This is a genomic window from Streptomyces virginiae (assembly GCF_040638905.1).
Classification (GTDB): domain Bacteria; phylum Actinomycetota; class Actinomycetes; order Streptomycetales; family Streptomycetaceae; genus Streptomyces; species Streptomyces virginiae_B.
Genome location: NZ_JBEZYV010000003.1, coordinates 344,737 through 362,830, shown reverse-complemented (window position 1 = coordinate 362,830; position 18,094 = coordinate 344,737). Strand labels below are relative to the sequence as shown.

Sequence of the window (18,094 nt, the reverse complement as noted above, 5' to 3'; positions counted from 1 at the left end):
CCTGACTCATGGGAGCGCAGCTCCGGGTCTACAAGCGTCGCATCCGTGCCATCACGGCGACCAAGAAGATCACCAAGGCGATGGAGATGATCGCCGCCTCGCGCATCGTCAAGGCGCAGCGCAAGGTGGCGGCGTCGATGCCGTACGCGACCGAGCTCACCCGTGCGGTGACCGCGGTGGCGACCGGTTCGAACACCAAGCACGCCCTGACCACCGAGGTCGAGGCGCCGACCCGCGCCGCGATCGTGCTCATCACGAGCGACCGCGGTCTGGCCGGCGGCTACTCCTCGAACGCCATCAAGCAGGCGGACCGGCTCACCGAGCGGCTGCGCGCTGAGGGCAAAGAGGTCGACTCGTACATCGTCGGCCGCAAGGGTGTCGCCTACTACGGTTTCCGTGAGCGCAAGGTCACGGAGTCGTGGACCGGCTTCACCGACAGCCCGGCCTACGCCGACGCCAAGCGCGTCGCGGCGCCGCTGATCGAGGCCATCCAGCTGGACACGGCCGAGGGCGGCGTCGACGAGCTGCACATCGTCTTCACGGAATTCGTGTCGATGATGACGCAGAACGCGGTGGACGGCCGGATGCTGCCGCTCAGCCTCGACCAGGCCGTGGAGGAGACCGGCGCGAAGGGCGAGATCCTTCCGCTGTTCGACTTCGAGCCGTCGGCGGAGGACGTCCTCGACGCCCTGCTGCCGCGCTACGTCGAGAGCCGCATCTACAACGCACTGCTGCAGTCGGCCGCTTCCGAGCACGCCGCCCGCCGCCGCGCGATGAAGTCGGCGACCGACAACGCCGGGGACCTCATCAAGAGCCTCTCCCGGCTTGCCAACGCGGCCCGCCAGGCCGAAATCACCCAGGAAATCAGCGAGATCGTCGGTGGCGCGAGCGCCATGGCTGACGCGACCGCGGGGAGTGACAAGTAATGACGACCACTGTTGAGACGGCCGCCGCCACGGGCCGCGTCGCCCGGGTCATCGGCCCGGTCGTCGACGTGGAGTTCCCCGTCGACGCCATGCCCGAGATCTACAACGCCCTCAAGGTCCAGGTCGCCGACCCGGCCGAGGACGGCAAGCTCAAGACCCTGACCCTCGAGGTCGCGCAGCACCTGGGTGACGGCCTCGTCCGTACCATCTCGATGCAGCCGACCGACGGCCTGGTCCGCCAGGCCCCGGTGACCGACACGGGCGAGGGCATCACCGTCCCCGTCGGTGACTTCACCAAGGGCAAGGTCTTCAACACCCTGGGTGAGGTGCTCAACTACCCCGAGGCGAACGCCGAGGTCACCGAGCGCTGGCCCATCCACCGCAAGGCCCCGAGCTTCGACGAGCTCGAGTCCAAGACGGAGATGTTCGAGACCGGCGTCAAGGTCATCGACCTTCTCACCCCGTACGTCAAGGGTGGAAAGATCGGTCTGTTCGGTGGTGCCGGTGTCGGCAAGACCGTTCTGATCCAGGAAATGATCTACCGCGTCGCCAACAACCACGACGGTGTGTCGGTCTTCGCGGGCGTCGGTGAGCGCACCCGTGAGGGCAACGACCTCATCGAGGAGATGGGCGACTCCGGCGTCATCGACAAGACGGCGCTCGTCTTCGGCCAGATGGACGAGCCCCCGGGCACCCGTCTGCGCGTCGCCCTGGCCGGTCTGACCATGGCGGAGTACTTCCGCGATGTGCAGAAGCAGGACGTGCTCTTCTTCATCGACAACATCTTCCGGTACACCCAGGCGGGTTCCGAGGTGTCGACCCTGCTCGGCCGTATGCCCTCCGCGGTGGGTTACCAGCCGAACCTGGCCGACGAGATGGGTCTCCTCCAGGAGCGCATCACCTCGACCCGTGGTCACTCGATCACCTCGATGCAGGCGATCTACGTCCCCGCGGACGACCTGACCGACCCGGCGCCGGCGACCACCTTCGCCCACCTCGACGCGACGACGGTTCTCTCCCGTCCGATCTCCGAGAAGGGCATCTACCCGGCCGTGGACCCGCTGGACTCGACGTCCCGCATCCTCGACCCGCGGTACATCGCGGCGGACCACTACGCGGCCGCCATGCGTGTCAAGGGGATCCTGCAGAAGTACAAGGACCTCCAGGACATCATCGCGATCCTCGGTATCGACGAGCTGGGCGAGGAGGACAAGCTCGTTGTCCACCGTGCCCGTCGCGTCGAGCGCTTCCTGTCTCAGAACACCCACGTCGCCAAGCAGTTCACCGGCGTGGACGGTTCGGACGTTCCGCTCGACGAGTCGATCACCGCGTTCAACGCGATCTGCGACGGTGAGTACGACCACTTCCCCGAGCAGGCGTTCTTCATGTGCGGTGGCATCGAAGACCTGAAGGCCAACGCCAAGGAGCTGGGCGTCTCCTGATCCGGCGCGCTCCGCCAGGAGCGCATCCGGTTCGCAGGTTTCGACGGAGAGGGGCGGGTGTGTCCCGTCCTTCTCCCCACGCCCATTAGAATTTGACCCAACACCCGGCTGACCCGCCGGGTGGTGACCCGAGGAGCCACCTTGGCTGCTGAGCTGCACGTCGAGCTGGTCGCGGCGGACCGCAATGTCTGGTCCGGCGAGGCCACCCTTGTTGTCGCCCGCACCACGTCCGGCGACATCGGCGTCATGCCCGGTCACCAGCCGCTTCTCGGTGTGCTGGAATCGGGCCCGGTGACCATCCGCACGAGCGAGGGCAACACTGTCATCGCCGCGGTGCACGGCGGATTCATCTCGTTCGCGGACAACAAGCTGTCCTTGCTGGCCGAGATCGCCGAGCTCGCGGACGAGATCGATGTCCAGCGTGCGGAGCGGGCACTGGAGCGCGCGAAGGCGGAGGCCGACGCGGCCGCCGAGCGTCGCGCGGATGTCCGGCTGCGCGCCGTAACGGGCTGACCGCCCGTCGGAGTTTCAACCGCTGAGTCCCGGAGGGCGACCTTCGGGACTCGGCAGACCTCAGCCGCGGTCCGTTCTGGAATTTTCCAGACCGGGTCGCGGCTGAGGCGATGCAGGTCCGTTTTTTTCTCATGCGTATTCGATGAGCGAGGAGGTCGGTGAAGATGCTCCTCGCTCTGCTTGTGAGCGGCCTGGTCGTAGCCCTGGTGGTGATCGGGCTGTTCGTCTTCGGACTGCGCCGCAGACTGATCCAGCGGTCCGGCGGCACCTTCGACTGCAGCATGCGCTGGGGTGTGGCCGAGGAGCCCGACATCTCCGGCAAGGGCTGGGTGTACGGGGTGGCGCGCTACAGCGGTGACCGGATCGAGTGGTTCCGGGTGTTTTCGTACTCGCCGCGCCCGCGCCGGCTGCTGGAGCGGTCCTCCATCGAGGTGCTGGCCCGTCGCGCCCCGGAGGGCGAGGAGGAGCTGGCCCTGCTGTCCGACGCCGTCGTGCTCGGCTGTCTCCACCGGGGGACGCGTCTGGAGCTGGCGATGAGCGAGGACGCGCTGACGGGCTTCCTCGCCTGGCTGGAGGCGGCGCCGCCCGGCCAGCGGGTGAACGTGGCGTAGTACCCCTGCGGGGGTAGTCGCCGGGACGACATGGAGAAGCCGGGGAGACGGGGGCGGACCCGTCTCCCCGGCTTCCGTCTCGTTACCGGAGCCCGGTGTGGACCGCGTTCGCGAGCTCACCGTTGGCGGTGTCGCCGCTGAACTCCCAGTAGAAGGCTCCCCTGAGGCCCTGCTGCTTGGCCCAGGTCATCTTCCCGGCGATGGTGGCGGGGGTGTCGTAGCTCCACCAGTTGCTGCCGCACTTGGCGTAGGCGGTGCCGGCGACGGTGCCGGTGGCCGGGCAGCTGTTCTTGAGCATTTTGTAGTCCTCGATGCCCTGCTCGTACGTGCCGGGGGCCGGTCCGGTGGCGGTGCCGCCGGGGGCGGCCTGGGTGACGCCGGTCCAGCCGCGGCCGTAGAAGCCGATGCCGAGGTTGAGCTTCGAGCCGGGGACGCCCTTGGCCTTGAGCTTGGCGATGGCGTCGGCCGAGTTGAAGCCGGCCTGCGGGATGCCGGCGTACGAGGTCAGCGGGGAGTGCGGGGCCGTCGGGCCCTGGGCCGCCCAGGCTCCGAAGAAGTCGTACGTCATGACGTTGTAGAAGTCGGTGTACTGCGCGGCGCCCGCGTAGTCCGCCTTGTCGATCTTGCCGCCGTCCGAGGCGTCGGCGGTGATGGCCGCGGTGACCAGGTTGTTCGCGCCGAACCTTGCCTTCACGGCCTGCATCAGGTTCTTGAAGGCGGCCGCTCCGCTGGTGTCGCAGGACAGGCCGCAGGCGTTCGGGTACTCCCAGTCCAGGTCGATGCCGTCGAAGACGTCGGCCCAGCGCGGGTCCTCGACCAGGTTATAGCAGGACTGGGCGAAGGCGGTCGGGTTGGCGGCGGCCTGCGGGAAGCCGCCGGACCAGGTCCAGCCGCCGAAGGACCACAGCACCTTGAGGTTCGGGTACTGCTTCTTCAGCTTGCGCAGCTGGTTGAAGCTGCCGCGCAGCGGCTGGTCCCAGGTGTCGGCGACGCCGTCGACGCTCTGGTCGGCGGTGTAGGCCTTGTCGTAGTCGGCGTAGGCGTCACCGATCGTGCACTGGCCGTTCTGGACGTTGCCGAAGGCGTAGTTGATGTGCGTGATCTTGCTCGCCGTGCCGGAGGTGACCAGGTTCTTCACGTGGTAGTTGCGTCCGTAGACGCCCCAGTTGGTGAAGTAGCCGAGCTTGACCTTGTCGCCCGGGTCGGGCGGGAGCCCCCCGCCGGTCGTGGTGACCGTGGTGGAGCCGGAGGAGGGGCCGGTCTGGTCGATGGTGTCGCGGGCGGTCACGCTGTAGGTGTACGTCGTGCCCTTGGTCAGGCCCGAGTCCGCGTAGCTGGTCCCGGTGACGGTGGCGATCTTGGCGGAGCCCCGGTAGACGTCGTAGTTCTTGACGCCCTTGTCGTCGGTGGCCGGGGTCCAGGTCAGGGTGAGCGAGGTGTCGGCGACGTTGCTCGCGGCGGGGGCGCCGGGAGCCGTGGGGGGAGTGTCGCCCGGCTGGGTGCCGCCGTCGCAGGAGGCGCCGTTGACCTTGCACCCGCTCGGGGCTCCGGAGCCGGCGCCGTTGAAGCCGAAGCTGGCCGTGGCGCCGGGGGCGAGGGTGCCGTTCCAGCCGACGCTCTTGGCCGTCCAGTGCGTCCCGGAGCCGGTGACGGTGGCGTCCCAGGCCGAGGTGACCGAGGTGCCCGCCGGGTAGTCCCACTCCACGGTCCAGCTGCTCAGGGTGGTGGTGCCGGTGTTCTTCACCACCCACTTGCCCTCGAAGCCGGAACCCCAGTCGGAGACCTTGGTGTACGTCGCGGTCGCGGAGGCCGCGGCCTGGGCCGGGCCGGCCAGGGCCACGAGCCCGGTGACGGGCAGGGCGAGCACGGCGACGACCGCCGCGACTCGGGTGAAGAACCGGGTACGCCTGGTGGGGGGTGGGGATGCTGTGCTCAAGGGTGCTCCTCCGTAGGTCCGTCGCGGCCGTGGGGCCGGCTGCGACATGGGGGTGGGACCTGCGCCGCCCGTGAGCACGCTTTGTCATGGCACGCTCACCACAGTGTTGCCGCGAGCGTAGAAAGGTCTGGACCAACCGTCAAGAGGTCCAGACCGGTGTGGGCCCGCTCCCCGCCGGGCACCTGCTAGATGCCCAACTCCTGCGCCAGGACGGCTGCTTGGAGTCTGCTGCGCAGCTCCAGCTTGCCCAGCAGCCTGCTGACGTGGGTCTTCGCCGTGGCCTCCGCCATTTCCAGCCGCTCGGCGATCTCCGCGTTCGACAGGCCCGCGCCCAGAGCGCTCAGCACCTCCCGCTCGCGGGGCGTGAGCGAGGCGATCGCCTCCGCCCGTTCCGGCGCCGGGGTACTGCGCGCCGGACGCGGCGCCGCGAACTCGGCGATCAGCCGTCGGGTCACCGCCGGGGCGATCAGGCCCTCCCCGCGCGCGACCGTCCGTACCGCCGCCATCAGCTCCGCCGCGTCGGCGTTCTTCAGCAGGAAGCCCGCGGCACCCGCCCGCAGTGCTCCGAAGACGTACTCGTCGAGGTCGAAAGTGGTCAGCACCAGGACGTCCGCCAGCCCCTCCTCGACCACCTGACGGGTCGCGGACACCCCGTCGAGGCGGGGCATCTGCACGTCCATGACGACGAGATCCGGCCGCAGCTCCCGGGCCAGGCGCACCGCCTCCTCCCCGTCGGCCGCCTCGCCCACCACCTCGATGTCGCCCGCACTGCGCAGGATGAGCACCAGCCCGGCCCGCACCGCGGCCTGGTCCTCCGCCACCACCACTCGAATGGTCATGCCTCCACCGCCTTGTCCTCCGCGGGCAGTGATGCCCGTACCTGCCACACCGCACCGCGGCGGCCCGCCGTGAACCGCCCGCCCAGCAGTTCCGTCCGCTCCTTCATGCCGATCAGCCCGGCCCCCGAACCGGGCGCGCGGGGCCCGGGGCGGTCCCCGTAGGGCGATTCCACCGCCACGCTCAGCAGTCCGTCCACGTGCGCCACCCGGACCGTCACCGTGCCGGGCGCGGCGTGTTTGAGGGCATTGGTCAGGGACTCCTGGACGATCCGGTACGCCGCCAGCTCCACGGGGGCCGCCGCGGGCTCCCCGCACGGCCGGTCGTCGTGCAGTACGAAGGTCAGCCCGCTGGCCGAGCCGTTGGTCCCGGCCTGCCCGATCAGGGCATCGAGGCCGTCCAGGGAGGGCACCGCGACCGGCTCCCGGTCGCCGCCGGCGTCCCGCAGCAGACCGATCAGGCGACGCATTTCGGCCAGCCCCTGCACGCTGTTCTCGCGGATCACGCCGAGCGCGTCGCGGCTGGTGGCCGCCGTGTCGATGGAGAGCGCGGCGGTGGAGTGGATGGCGATGGCGGAGAGGTGGTTGGCCACCATGTCGTGCAGCTCCCGGGCCATCCGGGCGCGTTCGGCGGCCACGGCCTGCTTGCGGTCCATCTCGGCCAGCAGCGCCGTCTGCTCGGCGCGCAGCCGGGCGGCCTCGGCCGCCTCGCGGTGGTTGCGCAGGGTGGCCCCGGTCAGGGCCGGGGCGAAGCTGACGATGCCGGTGATCGCGCCGATCAGCAGGGCCTGGGGGGTGCGCAGCCAGGCCAGCGAGGCGATGGTGACGACGACGGTGATCAGGCCGGTGCTGACCGGGAGCCGCCGGGCCATGGCCGGCTTCCCGTACACGACGGCCGCGTACATCAGGTCGGTGAAGATCACGACCGTGGCGAGGTTGCCGACGGTGAACTGGTCGGCGATCACCCCCAGGGTGCCGACGGCCAGGGTCACATGCGGTCGGGTGCGGCGCAGCAGCTCCATCGCGCCGAGGGCCACGAGGGGCACCAGGGCGGCCCAGGCGGGCAGGAAGCCGCGGCCGGGACTGCTGTAGACGCCGAGCGACCAGAACACCAGGCCCGCTGCCACGCTGACCACCGCGAGGAGGACGTCGTCACGGTGGGGGCGCAGGCTCTTCTCGGTCACGGTCCCATCCAACAGGGTGTACGGCCGCCGCACGTCGGCGGAGCGGCCGAGGCGCGGCTACATCGAAGGATGCAGACGCACATGGTCATCGGCGACGACGAATCGGGCGTCGGCGGACGGGAGCCTTGAAGGACGACGCACCCGAGCGGATGGAGAATCCCGTGATCGTCGCGCTGATCATCGCCTGCGAGGTTGGCTTCTGGGTCCTGCTGGCGGCGGGACTCGCCCTGCGCTACCTCGCGAAGATGCCCCGGCTGGGCGCGGCGGTCCTGCTCTGCGAGCCGCTGATGGAGCTGGCCCTGCTGGCCGTCACCACGGTAGACCTCAAGAACGGCGCCGAGCCGGACTGGAAGCACGGCCTCGCCGCGCTCTACATCGGATACACCGTCGCCTACGGGCACTACACGATCAAGTGGCTCGACGGGCACGCCGCGTACCGGCTCGCCGGGGGACCGAAGCCGGCGGGCCCCGCCTACGGCAAGGAGCGGGCCCGGCACGAGTGGAAGCTCTGGGTCCGTACCGTGATCGCCGCCGCCGTCGCCCTGGCCCTGCTGCAGGCGGCGATCTGGTACGTCGGCGACGCGGGCGACACCAGCTCGCTCAAGGCCTGGCAGTTCGGCGCCCTGCGGGCCGTCGGCATCCACGCCCTGGTCGCGGCGGCCTACACGATCTGGCCGAAGAAGGCCCCCGCGGGCGCCGAGGAGGACCGCCCTTCCCTCGCCGGGAGCGGGCGCTGAGCCCCGAGATCCGGAAGGGACGGCCCGGGGAGCGTCTAGCGCTCGCCGCCCGGAACCCACAGCACGTCCCCGACCTCCTTGTTGGCCACCCGGGCCAGGATGAACAGGAGGTCGGAGAGGCGGTTCAGGTAGGTGGCGGTGAGCGGGTTCATCGTCTCGCCGTGCACCTCCAGCGCCGCCCACGTCGACCGCTCGGCGCGCCGGACCACCGTGCAGGCCTGGTGCAGCAGGGCCGCGCCCGGGGCGCCGCCGGGCAGGATGAAGCTGCGCAGCTTCTCCACCTGCTCCAGGAAGAGGTCGCAGTCGGCCTCCAGCTTGTCGACGTAGAACTGCTCCACGCGCAGCGGCGGGTACTCGGGGTTCTCGACGACCGGGGTGCACAGGTCCGCGCCCACGTCGAACAGGTCGTTCTGCACCCGGACCAGCACCTTCACGACCTCCGCCGGCAGGCTGCCGAGCGCGACGGCCGTCCCGATGGCCGCGTTGGCCTCGTTGGCGTCCGCGTACGCGGAGATCCGCAGGTCGGTCTTGGCCGTGCGGCTCATGTCGCCCAGGGCGGTCGTGCCCTTGTCGCCGGTACGGGTGTAGATGCGCGTGAGGTTCACCATGCGGCCAGGGTAGACGGGCCCGCCGGGCACGCGGCGGCCGGCGGCGGCGCGTGAACTGTGAGGCAGCGCACCGGTCATGGGCCGTACCGGTGTGATGTCCGTCATCTGAGACGTGACGCGTGTTACTTCGCGGTCACACCGCACCCCCCGGGCGCTAGTCTCCGCCGGAGTGGCTGCGAAGCCGTGCCGTATTTGAGAACAACGAGGGGTGTGCAGTGGCTGGGAAGCTCGCCGTCATCGGTGCGGGACTCATGGGTTCCGGGATCGCTCAGGTCTCCGCTCAGGCGGGATGGGACGTCGTGCTGCGCGACGTCACCGACGCGGCGCTGACCCGGGGCACGGACGGGATCAAGGCCTCGTACGACAAGTTCGTCTCCAAGGGCAGGCTGACGGCCGAGGACGCCGAGGCGGCGCTCGCGCGCATCACGACGACCACCGACCTGGACGCGGTCGCCGACGTCGACATCGTGGTGGAAGCGGCCTTCGAGAAGATCGAGATCAAGCACGAGATCTTCCGCGCGCTCGACAAGGTCGTGCGTGAGGACGCCATCCTCGCCTCCAACACCTCCGCCATCCCGATCACCAAGATCGCGGCCGTGACGGAGCGTCCGGAGCGGGTCGTCGGCGCGCACTTCTTCTCGCCCGTCCCGATGATGCAGCTGTGCGAGCTGGTCCGCGGCTACAAGACGAGCGACGAAACCCTCGCCGCGACCCGGGCGTTCGCCGAGTCCGTCGGCAAGACCTGCATCGTCGTCAACCGCGACGTCGCCGGCTTCGTGACGACCCGTCTGATCTCCGCGCTGGTCGTCGAGGCCGCCAAGCTGTACGAATCGGGCGTGGCCACCGCCGAGGACATCGACATCGCCTGCAAGCTGGGCTTCGGGCACGCCATGGGCCCGCTGGCCACCGCCGACCTCACGGGCGTCGACATCCTGCTGCACGCCACCAGCAACATCTACACGGAGTCCCAGGACGAGAAGTTCGCGCCGCCGGAGCTCATGCGCCGCATGGTGGACGCCGGGGACATCGGCCGCAAGAGCGGCCAGGGCTTCTACAAGCACTGAGAGCGGTCCACCCACTGAGCGCCATCGTTCGAATGCCTTCACCCGTCAGGGTGAATTAGGTATCGGTTCGCTCACGGTCGGCAACTTCCCTGCCCGCGCGGCAGTCAGTTGCAGTGAGAGTTGCCGACCACGGACCAGTTGCCATACGTACGCAGTACTGCCGGGAGTACACATGCACATCAGGGGCGACCACGCCGAACTCGCTGTCGGGGGCCGCCTCGACGTGCGCAGCGCGGCGGACGCCCGTACGGCCCTCCACGCCGCCCTCGACGAGGGCCACGGCGACCTCGTGCTCGACCTCACCGGGCTCGACTCCTGGGACGCGACCGGCCTCGGCGTGATCATGGGCGCGCACCGGAGGGCCGGCCGGACGGGACGACGCCTCGTCCTGCGCGGCGTGCCGCCGCAGATGCAGCGGCTGCTCGTGGCGACCCGCCTGCACCGGATCCTCGCCATCGAGGGCGGCCTGGAAGCCGAGTCGCTGCCCCGGGTCTGATCCACAACCCGCTGACCTTTGCATTTCCTGCGGAAAGTAACGGTCCGGTGGTGATCGAGCCCCTACGGTTTCCCGCACGACCGGCCACGGTCTAGGGTTCGGGCGGAAACCGGACCAGTGGCGACAGCGGGTGCGCGACGGCCGGGCGGTACGACGGCGAGGCGCGCGGCCCGCGATGGGGGACTGGGTCATGGACCGTACACAAGGGCAGACCGGGCGGGACGAGCAGGCCGCGGGCGGCCCCGGGACGCCGTCCTCAGCCTCCGCTTCCGCCGCCGCGCCCGCCTCGTCAGGGCAGGCGCCGGCGCCCTCCGGGCCCGCGCGCGTCGTCACCCTGACCGCCGGAGACTTCAGCCTCACCGTCAACCCCGTCGACGGCAGCGAGATCGAACCGCTGCGGCCCGGCACCGAGCGAGGCCGCCCCGCCAAGCGCGACGCCGCCGGCCGCGCGGCCTGCGACGCCGCCGCCCGGCCGCCCGTACTGCCCGGCCCCCCGATATCCGCCCGGCCCCTGCTCGCCCGTGGCGAGGAGCTGGAACGGCTGGTCCGGCTCCTGGGCCGAGGCCGGTCCGTACGGCTGACCGGACCTTCCGGTTCCGGGCGCAGCGCGCTGCTCGACGCGGTCGCCGCCCGGTGCGCGGGCCTCGCCCCCGACGGCGTCGTACGGCTCAGCGGGTACGGCCACCAGCAGCCCGGGGAACTGCTCCACGCGCTCTACGCGACCGTGTACGACGCCCCGCGGGAACGCCCCGGACGCGACGAGCTCCTCGCCCGCGTGCGCGACATCGGGGCCGTCGTCCTCCTCGACGATGTGGAGATGGGCGGCGCCGCCCTCGACGAGCTGCTGCGCGCGACCCCCGAATGCGCCTACCTGCTGGCGGCCACCCCCGACACCAAGGCCCCCTCCGACGACTCCCACGTCGAAGAGGTCTTCCTCACCGGCCTCGGCAAGGACGACTGCGCGGCGCTGCTGGAGGCGGGCCTGGGGCGGCCGCTGACGGACGAGGAGACCGCCTGGGCGGGCGATCTGAGGTTCGCCTCCGAGGGGCTGCCGCTGCGCTTCGTACAGGCCGCCGCGATGCTGCGGCAGCGGGACGAGCTCAACCACGGCGACGAGGACGACGACGACGAGGAGCCCGGCGTCTTCGAGGAGCGCCCGCGCGACAGCGCAGCGGTGCCGCTGCCGACGCTCGCCGAGGGCGCGGCCCCGGCGGAGCTGCTCGCGTCGCGGGTCAGCGAGTCGGCGCGGGCGGCCCTGCGGATCGCGTGCGCGCTCGGCGGCGAGCTGCCGCACCACGCCCACCTGCCGGCGCTCGTGGGGGACACCCACGCGGACACGGCGGTGGCGGAGCTGCTGGACTGCGGGCTGCTGACGCCCGTCGGGACGCGCTACCGGCTGGCCGCCGGTGTCGCCCGCCAGCTGGAGGACGTCGGCTACGGGGACACCGCGTCGGAGGAGGCCCGTACGGCCGCCCGGCACTACGCCTGGTGGACCGGGCACGCCTCGGTGGTCCCGGAGCGGGTGGGGAGGGAAGCGGACGCGGTCCTCGCGGCGCTGGCCGGCGCGGACGTGGTGGCCGCGGCCGTGCTGGCGCGCACGGCCGCCCCCGCCTTCGCGGCCTCGCTGCACTGGGAGGCCTGGGAGCGCGTGCTGCGCTCGGGAGCCGAGGCCGCGCGCAAGGCGGGCGAGGTCGCCGAGCAGGCGTACTTCCACCACGAGCTGGGCGTGCTCGCCCTGTGCGAGGGGCGTGTCGACCGGGCCCGCGCCGAGCTGGAGACATCGATCGGACTGCGGGGCGCGCTGGCCGACAAGCGGGGCACCGTGGCGGGCCGGCGGGCGCTGGCGCTGGTCGTGGACCGCGAGGTCGCGGGGGCGGCGGCCTCGCCGCCGCTGCGCCTGGAAGCCCCCGCGGCCGCCTCGGAGGCCGCGACGGTGGCGACTCCCGCCGCCCCCGCCACTGCCGGCACTCACGTCACTCCCGCCACCCGCGTGATGCCGGCCGCGCGGACGGACGCGACCGCCAAGGCCGTCCCGGCGGCGAAGCCGGCTCCCGCCGTGCGGTCCGCTCCGGCCGCGGCCCCGCGGGTGGCTCCGGCCGTCTCCAAGGCCGCCGTGACCCCGGCGGCCCCCGAGGTGCCCGCGGTCCCGGTGTCCTCCGACGCGGTCACCCGGATGACCCCGGTGGTGCCCGTGACCCAGCGCTCGGAGCCGCCCACGACGCTCTCCGAGGTCTTCGAGAACGCCTTCCCGCTGTCGCCGCAGCCGGCGCCGCCCGCCGCCGCGCCCGCCGCCCCCGCACTCGTACCTGCCAGGCCTTCCCGGGACCCGGGCCGTCGGCGGCGGGTGCTGCTGGCAGCCGCCGGAGCGCTGACGGTGGTCACGCTGGGCACCGTGGTGAGCCTGGCGATGAGCTCTCCGGACACCGAGCCGCCCGCGGACGGGCCGGCCGTGTCCTCGACCCCGACGTCCGCGGCGCCCACCACGGTGCAGCAGAACAGCGGGAACGATCCTGCTGAGGAACCGCCCGTGACGGCCCCGTCGGACGGGGGCACCACCCCGGGGGCGAGCGCCGCCGCGCCCTCGCCCGGCCGTACACCGGGACGGACCCCGTCCCGCCGCCCGTCCTCGACCCCGAGCAACTCCCAGCAGCCGGGCACCCCTTCGACCGCACCGACCACGACGGACCCGACCCCGTCCCCCTCGGCGACCGGCGAGGCCACGCCGACGGCCACCGCGCCCACCGGACCGGGAACGGCCACCGCCACCTCGCCGACCACGGCCCCCTGAAACGCCGACGGCTCCGTCCTCGCGGACGGAGCCGTCGTTCGTTCGCCGAACGGGATCAGAACAGGCGCAGCTTGTCGTCCTCGATGCCGCGCAGGGCGTTGTAGTCCAGCACCACGCAGTCCATGCCGCGATCCGTCGCCAGCACCTTCGCCTGCGGCTTGATCTCCTGCGCGGCGAAGACGCCCCGGACCGGGGCCAGGTGCGGATCGCGGTTGAGCAGCTCCAGGTAGCGGGTCAGCTGCTCCACGCCGTCGATCTCGCCGCGGCGCTTGATCTCCACGGCGACCGTCGCGCCCGAGGCGTCCCGGCACAGGATGTCCACCGGGCCGATCGCCGTCATGTATTCGCGCCGGATCAGGGTGTAGCCCTCGCCCAGCGTCTCGATGCGGTCGGCGAGCAGCTCCTGGAGGTGCGCCTCGACGCCGTCCTTGATGAGCCCCGGGTCGGTGCCGAGCTCGTGGGAGGAGTCGTGGAGCACTTCTTCCATGGTGATGATGAGCTTCTCGCCCGCCTTGTTGACGACCGTCCACACACCGGCGTCGTCACCGCTCCCCTCTTTGAGGGTGCACGGCGGCGACATCCAGTTGAGCGGTTTGTACGCCCGGTCGTCCGCGTGGATCGAGACACTGCCGTCGGCCTTCACGAGGATCAGACGGGGTGCCGAGGGCAGATGGGCGGTGAGCCGGCCCGCATAGTCGACGGAGCAGCGGGCAATCACGAGACGCATGGTCGGCAACGCTACTCGACCTACGGCCCTCCACGCGATTCGCCCCTGAAAGCCCCGTTCGCCGATGGCGCGTTGTATGCGCATTCTCCTGGTGCGTCACCCATGGGGCGCCTACCGTGGTGAGCGGGAGGTCGTCGAGCGTGCACTCTGCGTCGCGATCTCCTTCCCTGCCCGTAAGGCTCCGGCAACCAGTCAGCCGGGGTCGCGAGAGGAGAACCCATGTCGCTCGACGTCTCACCGGCCCTACTCGAACAGGCCGAGCGAGGCGAGGTCGACGAAGCCGCTTTCGTCGACTGCGTCCGGACCTCCCTGCCCTATGCATGGGAGATGATCAGCTCGCTGGTGGCCCAGCTGAAGGTCGACGGCGGACAGTTCGCCGACAACCAGACGCCGCCGCCCGACGAGCAGGCGCGTGGGCAGCTGCTGCGCGCACTCGCGAGTGACGCGATACGCGGTGCGCTGCAGCGGCACTTCGGAGTGCGCCTGGCATTCCAGAACTGTCACCGGCTGGCGGTCTTCCCGCTGGATCCCTCGGTGGACGACCGGCTGGCCAAGTTCACTTCGATCCGCGGTCAGCTGCTCAACCAGTCGCCGGAACTGCGCGACTGCTGAGCAGGCCCGGAGCCGGTAGATCTCAGCCGAGACGGGGCAGGACTTCGGCGCCGAGTCGTCGTACGTTCTCCTCCGTCGCGGCGAGATCCCCGGAGCCCTCCGTCAGGAGGGCGAAGCGGGTGATGCCCGTGCGCGCGGCGGTGGCCGCCAGGCGGTCCGCCGCCAGCTGAGGAGTGCCCACCGGGTGCAGGTCGCACAGCAGTTCCGTGTACGCGACCGGATCCCGCATCGCGCGCACGCGGCCGTCCACGGTCACGTGCGCGTCCAGGCCCAGCTTGAGCCAGCCCGGCATGGACTTCAGCAGGGTCTCGCGCGCGTCCGCGGCGCTGTCCGCGATCTGGCACACCCCGGCGGACACGTGTCCGGCCGCGGCCACGTGCTCGGGGGAGTGGCCCGCGGCGAGCGCGGTGGCGCGCCACAGCGTGACCATCTCGGCCTTGTTCTCGTCCCCGCAGTGCATGCCCAGCAGCATCGGCAGCCCCCGCCGCGCGGCCATCCGCACCGACGACGGCGAGGTACAGGCCACGATCACCTCCGGGCCCGATCCGTCCCCGTCCAGCGCCTCCGACGGCCGCGGTACGACGGCCACCTCGCGGAAGGCGTACCGCTCGCCGGCGGCGCCCACCCGTGCCTGCGTGAGCCATCGCCGCAGCAGGTCCAGGGACTCCGGGAAGCCCTTCTCGTAGGCCTCCAGGCCGCCCCCGAACACCTCCAGGTCGACCCACGGCCCGCCGCGCCCCACCCCGAGCGTGAAACGGCCGCCCGAGGCCAGGTGCAGCAGAGCCGCCTGCTCCCCGAGGGCGACCGGGTGCGTGCTCGGCAGCACGCTCACGGCCGTGCCCACCCGCAGCCGGCGGGTCCGGCCCAGCAGCAGGCCCGCCAGGGTCACCGCCGACGGGCAGACCCCGTACGGGACGAAGTGGTGCTCGGCCAGCCAGACCGAGTCGAGCCCGGCCTCCTCCGCCACCTCCGCGGTCCGCACCGCCCGGTGCAGTGCCTCGCCCTGTCCCTGGCCCGGGAACTGGGCCGCCAGTACAAACGCTCCTACGCGCATCGCCTTTAGCCTCCTCGCGGCTGACGCGGCCTCCCCAGGCGGACCGGTTCTTCCTATGGCAACAACGTCTGACACGTGCCAAAGGCACGGGCTGACAGGAAAGTTATTGGGATTGTCGGGCCAGTCCCGGCCAACGGTCCGACCGCCCGTAGACACCCTGCGGTTACCCGGCCTCGCTGCGCGTAGTCTGGAGGAAAGTCACTGCCGTCTGCCCATCCGTGAGGTATACGTGTCACCGCGCAACAACCGCCGCAGGGGCGGCGAGACTCCGGAGGAGCGCCCGGGGAGCGGCCTGGACCGCTTCGGGCTGGAGCGCACCGAGGAGTACCAGGGCGAGGACTGGAAGGTCAGGCACGTCGCGGGCGCGAGCGCGGCGGGCAAGCGCTACCGCTGCCCCGGCTGCGACCAGGAGATCCCCTCCGGTACCCCCCACCTGGTGGCCTGGCCCGAGTACGGCGGCGTGGACGACCGGCGGCACTGGCACAAGGCCTGCTGGAACGCGAAGGACCGCCGCACCACGAAGGTGCAGCGGTCCCGCAACGCGCCGAGGTACTGACCCCGGAGACACCCGATCGGCTAGACGTCCCGGCGGCCGACGACGACGTACGAGGCGGCCACGGCAGCGCCCGTGATCAGCACGAGGATCAGCAGGTTGGACAGGTTGCTCGGGGCCGGGCCCATGTCGCTCTCCTGCATGCCGAACAACTGGCTCAGCGCGACCGGCACGTTGCGCTGGAGGACCGCCCGCCCGATGGGGGCCACGGCCTCCCAGACCGTGAGCATGGCCCCTACCACCGGCGGCAGCGTGACCACGCCGAGCATGACGGCGATCGCCCCCGCCGAGTGCCGCACCAGCGCGCCGACCGCGAGCGCGAGCACGCCGAGCAGGGTGACGTAGAAGCAGCCGGCCGCTGCGCCCAGCCACTCGTCCCCCGCGTGCGGGCCGGCCGCGGACCCGGCGTGGGCGAGCATGGCGGCGATCCCGACCACGAAGACGGACAGCGTGGTGGCGACGAAGGCCGTGATGCTGAAGACGAGGTACTTCGCGGTGAGCACCCGGAAGCGGTCCGGGGCGGCGGTGAACGTGGTGCGCACCAGTCCGGTGGCGTGCTCCGAGGCGATGGTCAGCACACCGAGGACCATCACCGCGACCTGCCCGACCATCAGGCCGAAGAGGGCGGGCGTGGTGAAGGAGATGGACTCGTAGTCCCGGTCCACGCTCTGCGTGACGAAGAGCAGCCCGATGCCGACGACGGTCAGCACGAGGGCGCCCAGCGTCCACAGGGTGGACCGGATCGAGATGAGCTTGGTCCACTCGGAGGCGAGGGCGTGCCCCAGGTGCGGCCGCGGCGTGGGCAGCGGGGAGCTGTAGCTCCGCGGCCGGTCCGGCGTCGTGGTCGTCGGGGTCATCGGGTGTCCTCTGCGGAGTCCTTGGCGGTGCTCGCGAGCTCGCCGGGATTGCTGGGCATCAGGAAGGGCTTCCCGCCCGCTCCGGGCGGCGGCGGGGCGAAGAAGCCCGCCTGCGGGACCTCCGGGGCGGCCGGCCCGTCCTCCCAGGCCGGGAGGGCCAGCGGGTCCTGCTCCCACAGCTCGGCCCGCGGGTCCTCGGTGGAGGTGTACTCGACGGCGGACTGGGTCATCCGCATGTACGCCTCCTCCAGCGAGGCCCGGTGCGGGGACAGCTCCCACAGCCGTACGCCGGCCGCGTGCGCGAGGTCGGAGATGCCGGGCAGCTCCAGCCCGGTCACGCGCAGTGCTCCGTCGGGCTCCTGGAGGACCCGTCCGCCCGCCTTGGTGAGGGCCCTGCCCAGCGTCTCCCGGCCATCGGGATCGGTGTCGGCCGCACGCACCCGAGCGAATCCGGCCGAGTTGTGCGCGATGAACTCCTGCGTTCCCATGTCGGCCAGGAGCCGTCCGCGGCCGATGACGATCAGGTGGTCGGCGGTCAGCGCCATCTCGCCCATCAGGTGCGAGGAGACGAAGACGGTGCGGCCCTCGGAGGCGAGCCGGCGCATCAGGTTGCGGACCCAGAGGATGCCCTCCGGGTCGAGCCCGTTGACCGGCTCGTCGAACAGGAGCACCTGGGGGTCGCCGAGCAGCGCTGTGGCGATGCCCAGGCGCTGCCCCATGCCGAGCGAGAAGCCCTTCGTCCGCTGCCGGGCGGCGTCCTGGAGGCCGACGACGGCCAGCACCTCGTCCACCCGCTTCTCCGGGATCCCGGAGAGCTGGGCGATGGACAGCAGGTGCGTACGGGCCCGGCGGCCGCCGTGCACGGCCTTGGCGTCGAGCAGGGCCCCGACGTGCCGCTGGGCGTTCGGCAGCTCCCGGAAGGGGAGGCCGTTGATCGTGACCTGGCCGGAAGTGGGCCGGTCGAGGCCCACGATCATGCGCATCGTCGTGGACTTCCCGGAGCCGTTGGGCCCCAGGAAACCCGTCACGTGACCCGGCTTGACCTGGAAGGACAACTGGTCGACGGCGGTCTTGGCGCCGTAGCGCTTGGTCAGGCCGACTGCCTCGATCATCTTGCTGCCCCTTACCAGGCCGGGACGACTTTCGCCCG

The 18,094-nt window shown here is 71.5% G+C and carries 18 protein-coding genes; 10 read left to right on the top strand and 8 right to left on the bottom strand.

Going from position 1 to position 18,094, the window contains the following annotated elements; all coding sequences use genetic code 11:
• Nucleotides 1-8: 8 nt before the first annotated feature.
• The 4 genes from AB0F82_RS07520 to AB0F82_RS07505 all read left to right on the top strand — a co-directional run bounded on the left by AB0F82_RS07520 (nt 9) and on the right by AB0F82_RS07505 (nt 3,492).
• Nucleotides 9-926 carry a F0F1 ATP synthase subunit gamma gene (locus AB0F82_RS07520; protein WP_356812380.1) on the top strand — a complete coding sequence of 306 codons (918 nt, stop codon included), beginning with the start codon at nt 9-11 and terminating at the stop codon, nt 924-926.
• Entirely contained in the window at nt 926-2,368 is a 1,443-nt protein-coding gene (gene atpD / locus AB0F82_RS07515; protein WP_101390156.1) for a F0F1 ATP synthase subunit beta, read from the top strand. Before AB0F82_RS07520 ends, atpD begins: the two co-directional genes overlap by 1 nt.
• A 141-nt stretch (nt 2,369-2,509) precedes the next feature.
• Nucleotides 2,510-2,881: a F0F1 ATP synthase subunit epsilon gene (locus AB0F82_RS07510; protein WP_030027381.1), complete on the top strand. Its 372-nt coding sequence runs from the start codon at nt 2,510-2,512 to the stop codon at nt 2,879-2,881.
• A gap of 164 nt (nt 2,882-3,045) precedes the next feature.
• Nucleotides 3,046-3,492 carry a DUF2550 domain-containing protein gene (locus AB0F82_RS07505; RefSeq protein WP_030826849.1) on the top strand — a complete coding sequence of 149 codons (447 nt, stop codon included), beginning with the start codon at nt 3,046-3,048 and terminating at the stop codon, nt 3,490-3,492.
• A gap of 82 nt (nt 3,493-3,574) precedes the next feature.
• Here AB0F82_RS07505 and AB0F82_RS07500 read toward each other — a convergent pair whose 3' ends face one another.
• The 3 genes from AB0F82_RS07500 to AB0F82_RS07490 all read right to left on the bottom strand — a co-directional run bounded on the left by AB0F82_RS07500 (nt 3,575) and on the right by AB0F82_RS07490 (nt 7,448).
• Nucleotides 3,575-5,476, bottom strand: a complete 1,902-nt coding sequence (locus AB0F82_RS07500) for a glycoside hydrolase family 18 chitinase (protein ID WP_362624831.1) — start codon at nt 5,474-5,476, stop codon at nt 3,575-3,577.
• Between the two features lie 137 nt (nt 5,477-5,613).
• Nucleotides 5,614-6,267 carry a response regulator transcription factor gene (locus tag AB0F82_RS07495; protein ID WP_356812378.1) on the bottom strand — a complete coding sequence of 218 codons (654 nt, stop codon included), beginning with the start codon at nt 6,265-6,267 and terminating at the stop codon, nt 5,614-5,616.
• A complete protein-coding gene (locus tag AB0F82_RS07490) occupies nt 6,264-7,448 on the bottom strand; it encodes a sensor histidine kinase (RefSeq protein ID WP_362624829.1) in 1,185 nt (394 codons plus the stop codon). Before AB0F82_RS07490 ends, AB0F82_RS07495 begins: the two co-directional genes overlap by 4 nt.
• A gap of 161 nt (nt 7,449-7,609) precedes the next feature.
• Between AB0F82_RS07490 and AB0F82_RS07485 the strand changes: the two genes are divergently transcribed.
• Complete coding sequence (locus AB0F82_RS07485) at nt 7,610-8,185, top strand: hypothetical protein (protein WP_362624937.1); 576 nt, start codon at nt 7,610-7,612, stop codon at nt 8,183-8,185.
• A gap of 35 nt (nt 8,186-8,220) precedes the next feature.
• Here the strand turns inward: AB0F82_RS07485 and AB0F82_RS07480 are convergent, their stop codons facing one another.
• The gene (locus AB0F82_RS07480) at nt 8,221-8,793 is read right to left on the bottom strand and encodes a cob(I)yrinic acid a,c-diamide adenosyltransferase (protein WP_356812376.1); all 573 of its coding nucleotides are present in this window, start codon (nt 8,791-8,793) and stop codon (nt 8,221-8,223) included.
• A 215-nt stretch (nt 8,794-9,008) separates the two neighbouring features.
• On the opposite strand from AB0F82_RS07480, the gene AB0F82_RS07475 reads away from it, so the two are divergent.
• From AB0F82_RS07475 to AB0F82_RS07465, 3 genes are all read left to right on the top strand, one after another.
• The gene (locus AB0F82_RS07475; RefSeq protein ID WP_362624826.1) at nt 9,009-9,857 is read left to right on the top strand and encodes a 3-hydroxyacyl-CoA dehydrogenase family protein; all 849 of its coding nucleotides are present in this window, start codon (nt 9,009-9,011) and stop codon (nt 9,855-9,857) included.
• 172 nt (nt 9,858-10,029) lie between these two features.
• On the top strand, nt 10,030-10,353 hold the full coding sequence (locus tag AB0F82_RS07470) for an STAS domain-containing protein (RefSeq protein ID WP_362624824.1): 324 nt from the start codon (nt 10,030-10,032) through the stop codon (nt 10,351-10,353).
• 190 nt (nt 10,354-10,543) lie between these two features.
• On the top strand, nt 10,544-13,141 hold the full coding sequence (locus tag AB0F82_RS07465; RefSeq protein WP_362624822.1) for an ATP-binding protein: 2,598 nt from the start codon (nt 10,544-10,546) through the stop codon (nt 13,139-13,141).
• Between the two features lie 55 nt (nt 13,142-13,196).
• Here the strand turns inward: AB0F82_RS07465 and nucS are convergent, their stop codons facing one another.
• Complete coding sequence (nucS, locus tag AB0F82_RS07460) at nt 13,197-13,868, bottom strand: endonuclease NucS (protein ID WP_031148292.1); 672 nt, start codon at nt 13,866-13,868, stop codon at nt 13,197-13,199.
• Nucleotides 13,869-14,087: 219 nt separating this feature from the next.
• Here nucS and AB0F82_RS07455 point away from each other — a divergent pair, with 219 nt between their 5' ends.
• Nucleotides 14,088-14,480: an SCO5389 family protein gene (locus AB0F82_RS07455; protein WP_030386927.1), complete on the top strand. Its 393-nt coding sequence runs from the start codon at nt 14,088-14,090 to the stop codon at nt 14,478-14,480.
• A gap of 22 nt (nt 14,481-14,502) precedes the next feature.
• Here the strand turns inward: AB0F82_RS07455 and AB0F82_RS07450 are convergent, their stop codons facing one another.
• Nucleotides 14,503-15,534: an LLM class flavin-dependent oxidoreductase gene (locus tag AB0F82_RS07450; protein WP_362624819.1), complete on the bottom strand. Its 1,032-nt coding sequence runs from the start codon at nt 15,532-15,534 to the stop codon at nt 14,503-14,505.
• 229 nt (nt 15,535-15,763) lie between these two features.
• Between AB0F82_RS07450 and AB0F82_RS07445 the strand changes: the two genes are divergently transcribed.
• Nucleotides 15,764-16,090, top strand: a complete 327-nt coding sequence (locus AB0F82_RS07445) for an ATP/GTP-binding protein (protein WP_356815658.1) — start codon at nt 15,764-15,766, stop codon at nt 16,088-16,090.
• Nucleotides 16,091-16,110: 20 nt separating this feature from the next.
• Here the strand turns inward: AB0F82_RS07445 and AB0F82_RS07440 are convergent, their stop codons facing one another.
• The gene (locus AB0F82_RS07440; RefSeq protein WP_356815656.1) at nt 16,111-16,944 is read right to left on the bottom strand and encodes an ABC transporter permease; all 834 of its coding nucleotides are present in this window, start codon (nt 16,942-16,944) and stop codon (nt 16,111-16,113) included.
• Nucleotides 16,941-18,056, bottom strand: coding sequence for an ABC transporter ATP-binding protein (locus AB0F82_RS07435; protein ID WP_356815655.1), 1,116 nt, complete (start codon nt 18,054-18,056; stop codon nt 16,941-16,943). The genes AB0F82_RS07440 and AB0F82_RS07435 overlap by 4 nt, the downstream gene beginning before the upstream one ends.
• Between the last annotated feature and the right edge of the window lie 38 nt (nt 18,057-18,094).